Origin of the sequence: Mycoplasmoides pneumoniae FH, assembly GCF_001272835.1 — a bacterium.
Classification (GTDB): domain Bacteria; phylum Bacillota_I; class Bacilli_A; order Mycoplasmatales; family Mycoplasmoidaceae; genus Mycoplasmoides; species Mycoplasmoides pneumoniae.
Map to the genome: position 1 here is coordinate 615,406 of NZ_CP010546.1, position 11,779 is coordinate 627,184.

Annotated in this window: 9 protein-coding genes; all 9 read right to left on the reverse strand. The window is 39.9% G+C overall.

Annotated features, from left to right (window positions below):
* Positions 1 to 55: 55 nt before the first annotated feature.
* On the reverse strand, positions 56 to 1,993 hold the full coding sequence (locus F539_RS02870) for a DUF240 domain-containing protein (protein ID WP_014575009.1): 1,938 nt from the start codon (positions 1,991 to 1,993) through the stop codon (positions 56 to 58).
* 253 nt (positions 1,994 to 2,246) lie between these two features.
* The gene (locus F539_RS02875; RefSeq protein ID WP_014325575.1) at positions 2,247 to 3,746 is read right to left on the reverse strand and encodes a DUF237 domain-containing protein; all 1,500 of its coding nucleotides are present in this window, start codon (positions 3,744 to 3,746) and stop codon (positions 2,247 to 2,249) included.
* Complete coding sequence (locus F539_RS04500) at positions 3,730 to 4,137, reverse strand: DUF240 domain-containing protein (protein ID WP_129639281.1); 408 nt, start codon at positions 4,135 to 4,137, stop codon at positions 3,730 to 3,732. Before F539_RS04500 ends, F539_RS02875 begins: the two co-directional genes overlap by 17 nt.
* A 221-nt stretch (positions 4,138 to 4,358) precedes the next feature.
* Positions 4,359 to 5,141, reverse strand: coding sequence for a lipoprotein (locus F539_RS04285; RefSeq protein WP_010874867.1), 783 nt, complete (start codon positions 5,139 to 5,141; stop codon positions 4,359 to 4,361).
* A 30-nt stretch (positions 5,142 to 5,171) separates the two neighbouring features.
* The gene (locus F539_RS04710; RefSeq protein ID WP_014575011.1) at positions 5,172 to 6,263 is read right to left on the reverse strand and encodes a DUF240 domain-containing protein; all 1,092 of its coding nucleotides are present in this window, start codon (positions 6,261 to 6,263) and stop codon (positions 5,172 to 5,174) included.
* A gap of 150 nt (positions 6,264 to 6,413) precedes the next feature.
* Positions 6,414 to 6,866: a type IV secretion system DNA-binding domain-containing protein gene (locus tag F539_RS02895; protein ID WP_010874869.1), complete on the reverse strand. Its 453-nt coding sequence runs from the start codon at positions 6,864 to 6,866 to the stop codon at positions 6,414 to 6,416.
* Positions 6,867 to 6,870: 4 nt separating this feature from the next.
* On the reverse strand, positions 6,871 to 7,134 hold the full coding sequence (locus F539_RS02900; RefSeq protein ID WP_014575013.1) for a hypothetical protein: 264 nt from the start codon (positions 7,132 to 7,134) through the stop codon (positions 6,871 to 6,873).
* A 248-nt stretch (positions 7,135 to 7,382) separates the two neighbouring features.
* Positions 7,383 to 7,745: a hypothetical protein gene (locus F539_RS02910; RefSeq protein ID WP_014575015.1), complete on the reverse strand. Its 363-nt coding sequence runs from the start codon at positions 7,743 to 7,745 to the stop codon at positions 7,383 to 7,385.
* Positions 7,746 to 7,906: 161 nt separating this feature from the next.
* On the reverse strand, positions 7,907 to 11,779 hold the full coding sequence (gene rpoC, locus F539_RS02915; RefSeq protein WP_014575016.1) for a DNA-directed RNA polymerase subunit beta': 3,873 nt from the start codon (positions 11,777 to 11,779) through the stop codon (positions 7,907 to 7,909).

Sequence of the window (11,779 nt, forward strand, 5' to 3'; positions counted from 1 at the left end):
ACGTAGTATTTTAGTTCTTTCTTGTGAAATATTGCAAAAGTTAGCTAAATCGAAATTAGCTCTTATCCGCTAAAATGAGAAAGTGGAGGTAGCTCGCTAAGTCTACTACTGGCACTTTAATGTCACCACCTCAAGGCTCTAATACATCGAGCTGTTGTTTCTTCAATAATCCTTTAAAGCGTTGATCCTGTACATTAATCCACTGAGTAATGTGTAGAGTAAATAACAGCTTGTCATCCCTAAACTGGAATAAGGTTCCAGGATAGTCCTTTTTGGAAGTAATTCAATCTGCTAATTGTCCGTCAACATTGAGCACTAATTCCATTTCACCCTTCCATTCTGGAGGAATTCCACCAAGTCCTCAATTTGCTAAAGTTCAGTAAATACCTTTAAGTCCATAATCACCGGTGTATTTCATTCTGATTTGGAAAGCATATTTAAACGGATAGGTTTGTCTAAACTCAATACCGTTCTTGGCTTCATTTCAGAAAATTTGTTTTGGTACACCCCAACCATTAATGTCATTGTGAATATCTTTTGTAGTTACCGATTGCAGGTTCAACTTTAAGTTAGCTCTGTGTTTTAGCTCTCAGCGTAACCAGTTAGGGATAAAGATTCCATCAACACCTAGTTTTGGTAATTCAATGCCAACATCACCAAAGGCTTTTTTCTTGGAATCTTGATCATCCTTTTTGGCGTTGTAGTACCAATCAACAGCATTTCTAAAAGCATCGGTAAGGAAAATAAAAGTTCTGTTTCTATCAGTCTTAAAGGCCAGTTTAAGTACTTCAATAAGTTGCGATTTAATTTCAACGTTTTTACCTTTTCCTTTTCAGTAATCTTTAAAACTTTTAACGTTATTGAATGAACTAAGAAAGCGTGTTTTTTCCCTAATTAACTCTTGAACTTTCTTTTCTTTACCTTTAAGTTCTTCTTCAAGCTGTTTACGTTCACGTTCTAAACGCGCTTGTTCTTCATCATGAATGCGTTTTGCTTCCTTACGTTGTTCAATGAATGGATTGAGGATGCGTTCCTCAAACGATTTGCGAGCTTTAGTTAAAACCGTTCCATCAATTACTGAATCAGTTAAGTTAACCTTAAGATCAAACAGGTTTTCACCAATCGCTGTTCTTGCAATTGTGGTTAAGTCATTGCCCTCATCAGTAATTAATTTATCTATTACTGGTTTTCAGAACAATTGGGTTGAGAGTGTTTGACCACTATTAGTAAAACTTTCACGTAATTCCTCTAAAGAGCTAAAGTTATTCGTTTGAGCTTGCAGAGCAAAATCAAGGTCAATTTTGGTATTTTTGCCAACATAAACGGTATGAAATTTCATTTCGATGGCAAAACTATAGCGCACCTTGTTCTTTAAAACAATGTCGTTTTGTTTGAGCAACTGCAAGTTAAACGCTTTTAACTTAATTGAATTTAAGTTGTAGTCATTAAACAAAGAAGCAACCGTATCACTAATATTTAAACCACGTGGTGTTAATCTTGGGAAGTAATCTTCACCAAAAAAACTAAAGAAACCTTCTGGTACTTTAGGGATCGTGTTTTTGTCCTCTACGGGAAAAATCTCGTTAGCCGTATCCGCCCGTTTTTGTAAGTTGTTTGCTAAATTTACTAAAGCTTGGGCTTTTTGTTGAAACCCACTAAAGAGGTTATAAACATCAATGAGAGTAAAAGCTTGGGGATCAATAAGTTGGTCAGCAAACTTATTTTGGAACTCGCTAAAGTTTTGTTCTCAATCAGTGCGACTTGTAATCGTTTCGAACTCGGTTTGACTAAAAGACGAGTTGCGCTGCAATAAGTAACTCTTGTTGTGTCGCTTATCAAAGCTACTGCTATTTAAATTAACAGCATGTGGATCATTAGCTGAACCGTTCTGTGATAAGGTGGGTACTAGAAAAACGCTAAAAGTTAGCGTTGCTGAAAATAAAGACAGCAAAAACGCTTGCGTCTTGAAGTGAAAGTTTTTCGAAGATTTCAAAGATTCTTGTCAGTGTGACTAAAAGAAATAAATTAACTTACAGGTTACGAAATGCAGACAAAATAAAAGAAGCAACGGAAAATTTAAATTCAGAAAATTCTAGTTTTTTTTTTTTTTTTAGTTTGAACTCAAAACGGGTTGGTGAAAGAAACTGCAATAAGCTGTTGTAAATAACTTTAACTAAGTTAAAAACTGTTTCAAACTAACCAAGCTTACTTTTAGTGTGCCTTATTGGAAATTAATGTTGGCTTAATTATTTATCTGCCAAAATTAAGAAGTGGAGGTAGCTCGCTAAATCCACAACTGGTACTTTAATTTCACCACCTCAAGGTTCAATCACATCCAATTGCTGTTTCTTTAGCAGGTTCATGAAACGTTGATCCTTAACGGTAATACGTTGCACTACGTGTAGGGTAAACAACAGTTTGTCATTTTGAAATTGGAATAACGAACCAGGGTAATCTTGCTTTTGGGTAATCCAGTTAGCTAGCTTACCATCAATTTGGAACTTCAATTCCATGTCACCACTCCATTCTGGCGGAATGCCACCAAGACCCCAGTTAGCCAAAGTTCAGTAAATCCCTTTTAACCCATAGCTACCTTTGTAATTCATGGTTATTTCAAAACCATAAGTTCAAGGAGTGGTTGCTCTGTAATTAATGCCGTTGTTGTGGTCGTTCCAATTAATCGAAACAGGCACACCTCAACCATAAACCTCAAAGTTGTTTTCCCTTACTTTGACATTTTGTAATTGAAGTTGAATATTAGCTCTGTTGATTAATTCCCAACGTAACCAGTTAGGCATAAAGATGCCGTTAAGACCTGATTGAGCAAAGGAAATGCCGCCGCTACCAAATGCTGTACGTTTTGCTTCTTCATCGTGTTTTTTATCGTTGTAATACCAATTAATAGCATTCCTAAAGGCATTGGTTAACAGTTCGAAAGTAGGGTTCTGCTTGGCTTGGAAGGAAAGCTTTAAGGCTTCGATTAGTTGCTTCTTGTCTGCTACATTTTTACTGCGCTTAGCTCAGAACTCCTTAAAACTCTTAACGTCTCTAGTAGATTGGTAAAAGGCTCAATGTTCTTCACGAATACGACGAGCTTCATCTTCCTTGGCTTTCAATTCAGCTGCAATCCGTTTTCGTTCCGCCTCTAAGCGTCTTGCTTCTTCATCATGAATGCGCTTAGCTTCAACTCGTTCAGCGTGGAACGGATCTAAGATCTTGTCCTCAAATGATTTTTGCGCTTGCTGTAAAACGCTTTGATCAATTATTGAATCAGTTAAGTTAACCTTGAGGTTAAACAAACTTTCACCAATTGCTGTTTTAGCAATGTTGGTAAGATCATTGCCACCATCTGTGGTTAATTGTTCTACCACTGGCTTTCAGAATAGATGGGTTGAAAGAGTGTTGCCATTGTTTTCAAAACTATCACGTAGTTCTTGTAAGCTAGTGAAGTTTATTGTTTGGGCTTGTAAACTAAACTTTAAAATAGTGGTGTTCTTTCCAGCGTAAACCGTGTCAAAGCCCATTTGAAGAGCGAAGTTGTAACGCACCTTATTCTTTAAAACAATGTCGTTTTGGCGCAACAGTTTTAGGTTAAAACCAGTAAAGTCAATTGAATTTAAGTTGTAGTCATTAAACAAGGAAGCCACATTATCGGCAATGTTCAAACCACGGGGAGTTAACCGCGGAAAGTAATCTTCCTGAAAGAAACTAAAGAAGTTTTCCGGCACTTTAGGGACAGTAAGCATTGTCCTCTACGGGAAAGATTTCGTTTGCCGCATTAACTCGTTTTTGCAAGTCATTGGCTACATTAACTAAACTGCGTGCTGTTTGTTCAAAACCACTAAAGAGGTTGTAAACATCTGTAAGTGTAAAATGCTCTGGGTCAATTGCTCGTTGGGCAAACCGTTTTTGGAATTCACCAAAGTTTTGCGCTCAGTTAGTTTGCTTGGAAAGGTTTTCATACTCAGCGTTACTTAAAGCAGTTTTGCGCTTCAATAAGAATTTCTTACTGTTATGCTTTTCAAAGCTACTGCTGTTTAAACTTACAGTTTGTGGATCAGTAGCTGAGCCATTTTGGGAAAAAGTGGGTACCACAAAAACACTAAAAGTTAGTGTTGCTGAAAGGAGCGAAAGCAAAAATGATTGCGTCTTGAAGTGGAAACTTTTAGTTGGTTTCAATGTAAAGGTGTCAGTGTGACAGAAAAAGATTGGTTTACTTTTAAAAAGTGAAAACTAAGACGACAGGGAAAATTTAAATTTAATAAATTTTAGTTTTTTCACCGAACAAAAAACGGTTTCATCGGAAAATGAAGCATAAACGGCTCAAACAACTTTAAGAATGTTTAATGATGCCTTGATTACTGTTGATTTAACTTCAACAGTTGGTAGTGTAAATAACTCGCTAAATCCACTACTGGCGGCTTTGTGGACTCGGTACGTAGTTCTAAGTTATGGAGGTTTTGTGACTTAATTAATTCCATGAATTCTGGCTCTTGCACCGTAATTTTTTCTCACACATGGAGCTTAAATAACAGCTGTTGCTTTTGATCATCAAACTGGAACAACGAACCTGGGTAATCGGGCTTTTGGACAATCTCTCAACTTAAATCACCATCAACAATAAATTTTAAATTCAATTTACCCTTTCACTCTCCGGGAATACCAGAAAACTTGGCAATAATGGCTTCTAATCAACTTAATTTGTAATTACCTTGATATTCAATGTCAATCTCAAAGCGGAAGTTGTAAGGTTTGTCTTGATTTCGCTTAATACCGATATCTTTGTTCCATTTAATGGTAGGACTTATCTTTGAATCAGTTACCTTTAAGCTCTTTATGTCTAAGTTAATCTTGGCCTTTTCCCCTAGCTGTTTACGCAACCATTCCGACATAAAGATGCCCTTTAAACCAGATTGGGGAAAGGCGATACCTTGTGTACCAAAAGCAGTTTTAGCAGCCTCACTTTGATCTTCTTGGTCATTTGGGTAATAATTGCTAATACCGTCCTGGAAGTTCTTAATCAAAAAGGCAAAGGTCTTATTTTGTTCTTTGGCAAAGGAAAGTTTTAAAGCTTCTAACAGCTGCTTTTTATCGGTAACATCTTTCTTTTGCTTTTGCCAGTATTCTTTAAAGGCTTGCACTGACTCAAGCGATTTGCTTACTTCTGCTAGCTATTCAGCTTCCTTTTGTTTTTGTTTTAATTCTTCGAGCTGTTTTTGGCGTTGCTCCTCTAAGACTTTTTGGTGTGCTTGGTGTTCCGCTAGTGCCTTTTGCCGTGCTTCAATGAACGGTTTTAAAACAGTTGCTTCAAACCTTGATTCAGCCTCTTTTAGCACGGTTTGATCCAAAACTGACTTGGTTAAATTAGCTTGGGTGGTAAATAAATTATCACCAACAGCTGCTTTTGCTACAGTTGTTAAATCATTGTTATTACCCAACACTAACCGCTTGACCGTTGGCTTTCAAAAAAGTTGTGTAGTTAAGTTCTGGCCACGTAAAACCAAGCTGTCTTGCAATTCCTGTAAGTTAGCAAAATTAGTGGTCATTGCCTTAACTGAAAAAGCTAAGTTGGTTGTACTGTTTACACCCGTATAAACTGTTTCAAAATCTCATTGGATTACGAAGCTGTAACGCATCTTGTAGCGCTTCACAATGTCCGGTTGTTTTTCTAGTTTCAGATCAAACTGCTTTAACGCAATGCTTTGAAGTTTGTATTGTTGCAAAACTGTCGTAATATTCTCAGTCACATTTAAACCCTTAGGGGTTAATTGAGGAAAGAAATCACTACCCAAAATGGTAAACAGCTGTTCGGGTACTTGGGGCAATTGAAATGCCTCGTGCACCGGAAAAACGGCATTTGCTAGTAATACCTTTGCATTTAAGTCATTAATTAACTTAACGGTATCACGCGTACTTTGTTCCAATCCACTCAACAGGTTGTAAACATCAATCACACCCAACTGTTGTGGGTTAAGCGAATTGTCCTTAAACTTAGTTTGCAACTGTTCAAAGTTAGCCTTTCAGTTAGTGTGTTTGGTGGTGTAATCCAGGTCAGCTTGACTAATACCAGAATTAAATTGCAACTGGTAGCGGTTGCTTTGGTTTTGTTCAAAGCGTTGGTTGCTTAAGGTAAAGTCACTAACTGACTGGTTTGTTTTTTCAGTTAAAGTCGGTCAAACAACGATAGCTAGAGTAGTTGTTAAACCAGCTAAGCTTAACGATAACGTTTTGAGAAGTAAACGTTTCTTTTTAATTAATTTCAAGTTTGGTTAAAAACGGTTTAACCAAATAGTTAAATTACTAACCGAAATGAATTAAAGCAACTACAACAACAGAAAAATTTAATGCGTTAATAATTGTAGTTTTTGTACTTTACTGTGTTGACAATCAACTGTTAAAAACAAATAATACTGTTAGCTTTTATCGATTTGTTGCACCAGCCAGTCTTTGATTTCGCCATAATAACTAGAGATACTGCGCACTAGTGCTTGACCCACTTTTAAACTTTTAATTTCACTAGCACAGGTAATATCAACCCCATACAGGTTAGCCACTTCTTCTGCTTCCATCATGTCAATTAAGCGGTGGGCAATTAGGGTACTGGTGTTGTTAATAATCTGTGATTTAAAGTTATCACCACCAATATTGCGCAGGTTAGCAAATGATTGATAGGACAGGATAACTACAGTATTGAACGAGCGGACTTGCTCCAATACCACCCCCACATAGTGGCTCCCAAAATTACCAAATTCATCAGCAATAAAAAAGGTCGAGTTATCACTCGTTTCTTCCAAACTCGTAATTGTTTGGCCAAAATCCAAAAAGATTAACTTGCCCAAGTACTTGGCATTAATCATGTCGTACATGCTGCTAATGGAAAACAAAACAGCATCTTGGCAGTTTGATAATATCTATCAATCCCACACCATTAGAATCGATTGAACCAATTTCCGCTAGTTCCCTGAGGTTTTCTCTTAAATTTTCAAAGTCCTTTGTGTCAATGGTTTGAACATGCTCCGTATAGTATTCATCAATTTTTTCTACAAAAATTTGATTGGAAGGTTGAAAGCGACCTTTTTCTTTCATTTCTAAAATTTCTTTTCGGCGTTTTTCTTTGTGAATTTTTTTAAACAAACTGGGTTCAAATTTAGCAAAAATATCAAAGTCACGTAGTAATACTTCATTTGTCCTTTGCTACAGTAACGCGCTAAATTCTTAAAACTCAAATTGTGGGGACCTTCCTTTGCAATTACTAAAGGTACTAAAACTTGCAAAATGGCCTTCTTATTACGTCAATAATAAGCACTGTCCTTGGTGTTTTCCACCATATCGTTATAACCAAACATTTCCAAGATTAAAGTAATGATTTGTTTGGGTGTTTTTTACTTAAACGGGTTGTACTTAATCGTGGCAATTCTGTCATCTAAGCTCCAAATTTTGGCACTAGTATTTTTGAGTGCCACTAACTTAACCGTATCAAAACCGTCTTCGGGACTTAGTTGTTTGGCGCTCGTTTGGTAGTGTTCAAACTGGGTAATTAATTCCTTATCACCCTTACCATTCACAAAAATTAAGGGATGGTCGTTGTCAATTGCATACTTCAAAAAGTGCAGCAAGATATTGGACTTACCAAAACCACTCACACCTAGTACCGAGACGTGCTGGGGGAGCTTTTCCAGTTCCAAAAAACACTCCTCGTTTAAAAAGATTTTCTTACCAGTCTGGTTATTGATGTCCTGTTCCATTACTAAAAAATAATTTGTACTGCAACTTCAAAGTTAACTTATTCTAATTTTGCTAGATCATTGATTTCATTCACAGTTTCCCAACTTAGTTTTCACTGTTCAAACAATTAAAAAAGCACCAGCTAGTGCCAGTGCTTCTTTAATCGATAGTTTAGTGGTTTTTAATACTCCTCTTGAACCGTTTTGGCACCGAGGTAGGCCAATTCTTCATCGGTTAAAAACCCAGTACCAGCCGGGATCTTACCCCCAATGATCACGTTTTCTTTCAACCCTAAGAGGTAGTCAACTTGGGTTTTTACCGCAGCATCGGTCAAGATCTTCTTGGTGTCTTGGAAGGATGCGGCACTCAAGAAGGAGTTCGACTTGCTGGCCGCCTCATCGATCCCAAACACCTGGTTAATGGCAATCACTGGCATCTTCCCCGACAGCAACAAGCTCTTGTTGAGTTCATTGAGGTGGTGACTGTGTACCAGTTGACCCACAAACAGGTTACTGCTGCCAGCATCGGTTACTTGGAGTAAGCTCGTCAACTGGCGGATAATAATTTCGACATACTTATCAGCAATCTCAATCCCCTGAATACGGTACACCTTTTGGATTTCGACAATCATGTACTGGCGTACCCGTTGGATCCCAGCAACCCGTAATAACTGGCGAATGTCAATCGAACCTTCGGTAATCTTCGAACCTAGTTCTACTGCATCACCGACCTTGACACGCAGTTGCGCACTAAACGGAATCGAGTAAGTGCGTTCATCGACACTAGATTCAATCAACACTTCCTGCGCGTTTTGGGTGGTAGTAATCGATTTAACTACCCCCTTAACTTCAGAAATGACACAGCGCTCGTAATCCTTAGGGGCGACTACTTCAAAGATTTGCTTTAAACGTTCAAACCCTTGGGCCAAGTTGTTTTCGGTCGAAACCCCCCCGGTGTGGAAGGTACGCATCGTTAACTGGGTTCCTGGTTCACCGATCGATTGCGCTGCAATTACACCCACAGCGGTACCCAATTCCACCAGTTTGCCGGTGGACAAATCGACCCCGAAACAGTACTGACACACGCCGTTTTCGCGTTCACAGTAAATCACAGAGCGCACTAACACTTGTTTAATCGAAGTGGCACAAATTTGCTTGGCTAACTCTTGGGTAATTAGGCTGTTAGCAGGGACAATTTCCGCCTTGGTTTCGGGATCTAAAATTGGTCCAATCGTGTAACGGTTGACAATGCGGTCAAACAGTGATTCCACCAACGAACGGGTTTTGGTTTCCACAATTGCTTCGACCACAATTCCCTTGCGTGTACCACATTCATCGTGGTTAATAATCAATTCGTGGGTTGCATCCACCAGTTTACGGGTCATGTAACCAGACTTAGCCGTTTTCATGGCGGTATCGGTCATCCCCTTACGCGCCCCATAAGATGAGTTGAAGTACTCGTTAATCGTTAAACCTTCCAGGAAGGAGTGCTTAATAGGAACCTCAATCGTGTCCTTAATAATTTTGGACTGGTTGTTGCGTTCATAGTTAAAGCTCTTACTCATTAACCCCCGCATCCCAAACAGCTGGGTAAAGTTGGAGATATTACCCCGCGCCCCGGAATCGGCCATGACAACAATCGAGTTATCACGGTACTCTTCACGTTTAATTAAGTCCTGGATCTCACTCGACACCTTTTCCTTCACACCGTTTCACAGTTTCACCACCCGTTTATACCGTTCATCATCGGTCAGTAAACCCTTGTTGTAAAACTGCTTGTACTTCAAGACCTGTTGGTCCGCTTCATCAAAGTACTGCTGTTTGTTGGAGTACTTCGGAATATCAAACACCGATACAGTGGTGGAAGAGTGGGTCGAGTACTTAAAGCCTAAGGCCTTAATGTTGTCCAAGATCCGTGGTAGATCCTTAAATTCAACCACCGTGTAAAGTAAGTCAATTAACTTGGAGATGACCTTCTTACCAAAGGCAGGGAGCACTTGGTGTGCGGCAATCGCAGCACGCACATCACCACTTGGTGGTACTATGAACTTTTGCGGACACGCATGTTCATCAAATTCCCCTTCATTAATGTAAGGGATGTTGTCCCCTAACACATCGTTAAAGATAATCTTACCAACCGTAGTGATTAGAGTACCTTGAGCTTCAAAGTGCTTGTTTGGAAAGGCTTTGGTGCTAATGCCGACAATGGCGTGGAGGTGCACCTTGCCCGCTTCGTATGCCGCGCGGGCTTCATGCACGGTACCAAAGATGATGCCTTCACCCGTTTGACCCTTACGCTCAGTAGTGAGGTAATAGTTACCTAACACCATGTCCTGGGTTGGGGTGACAATTGGCCGGCCATCTTTTAGTCCCAAGATGTGCTTGGAAGCTAACAGAATAGCACGCGCTTCGTTAACGGCATTTTCGCTCAACGGAACGTGCACCGCCATCTGGTCACCGTCAAAGTCAGCGTTAAAAGCAGTGGTCACTAACGGGTGTAGGCGAATCGCTTTCCCATCGACAATCCGCGGTTCAAAGGCCTGTATTCCCAAACGGTGCAAAGTAGGTGCCCGGTTTAATAACACCGGACGGTCCTTAATGACATCATACACAATCCCCCAGATCAGGTCGTCCTGATTTTTAATCATGTCCTCCGCTTGCCGAATCGAGGACGCAATTGGTCTAATTTCGTTACCGTTGCTGTCAAACTTATTAATTAACCCGTGAATAATAAATGGTTTGAACAGCTTGAGGATCATTAATGCTGGAATCCCGACCTCATACATCTTTAGTTCTGGACCCACCACAATTACACTCCGACCAGAATAGTCCACCCGTTTACCTAAAAGGTTGTGACGGAACAACCCTTGTTTCCCTTTTAAGCGGTCGGTGAGTGACTTCAAGGAACGTTTGTCTTTGGATAACGCTGGCTTGTGGCGCGACGAGTTGTCAAACAAGGCATCAACTGATTCTTGTAACAAGCGCTTTTCGTTGTTAACCACAATGGCAGGTACGGTACCATCTTCCAAGATGCGGCGTAAACGGTCGTTACGGATAATTACCCTTCTGTAGAAGTTATTAATGTCACTGGTGGTAAATTTAGCACCATCTAACTGGATAATCGGCCGGATGTCTGGCGGGATCACTGGCACCGTGTGCAGGATCATGTTTTTCGGGTGCAGCTTCGAATTTCTAAACCAGCTAATTGTTTCCAATTGACGCAAGATCTTTTTAACCTTAGCATACTCAACACTATCCTTCTTAGCCTTCCGTAACGCATCATTGAGCTTACTAAACTCATAGTTAAGGTCAATCTTGTTGAGCAATTCTAAGATGGCTTCAGCCCCGATACCAACGCGGAAGCCAGTGTACTTCTTAATGTAGTTAAAGGCATCATTTAAGGAGAACGGTAACGAACTGTTCTTTAAGCTTTCATAAAAGATCTTCCCCTTGCGGTAGTCTTCGCTACTCCTGTTCTTAATCAGGTTCCGGAAGATGTAACCGATCACCCGGCGCATTTTTTGCCGCGTGGTTAAAGAACCCTTGCCTGCTAAGTCCAACACTTCCTTAAACTTAAACGGCATGATCTTGGGATCTTTGATCTTCCCAGTATCTAATACTATGTAGTTAACAAAGTACAAGACCTGTTCCACTTCCTTATAAGAGATGTTTAACACTAAGGAGATCTTGGAAGGGGAAGGCAGTTCCTTCGACATCCAGATGTGCGCTACCGGACTGACTAGGGCAATGTGGCCCATACGTTCCCGGCGCACAATTGATTCGGTTACCCAAACACCACAGCGATCACAGCGCACGCCACGGTACTTAATCTTCTTAAACTTCCCACAAGCACACTCATAGTCCTTCACTGGACCAAAAATGGCTTCATCAAACAAACCACCAGGTTCGGGTTTTAAGGACTTATAGTTAATCGTTTCCGCCTTGGTAACTTCCCCTTCGGATCAGTTTAGGATCGTGTCGTTGGAAGCAATCGAAAGCTTAATTGCCTTAATGTTCTTGTACAGCTTGTTGTTCTTTTTATTACGCTTTGTCAT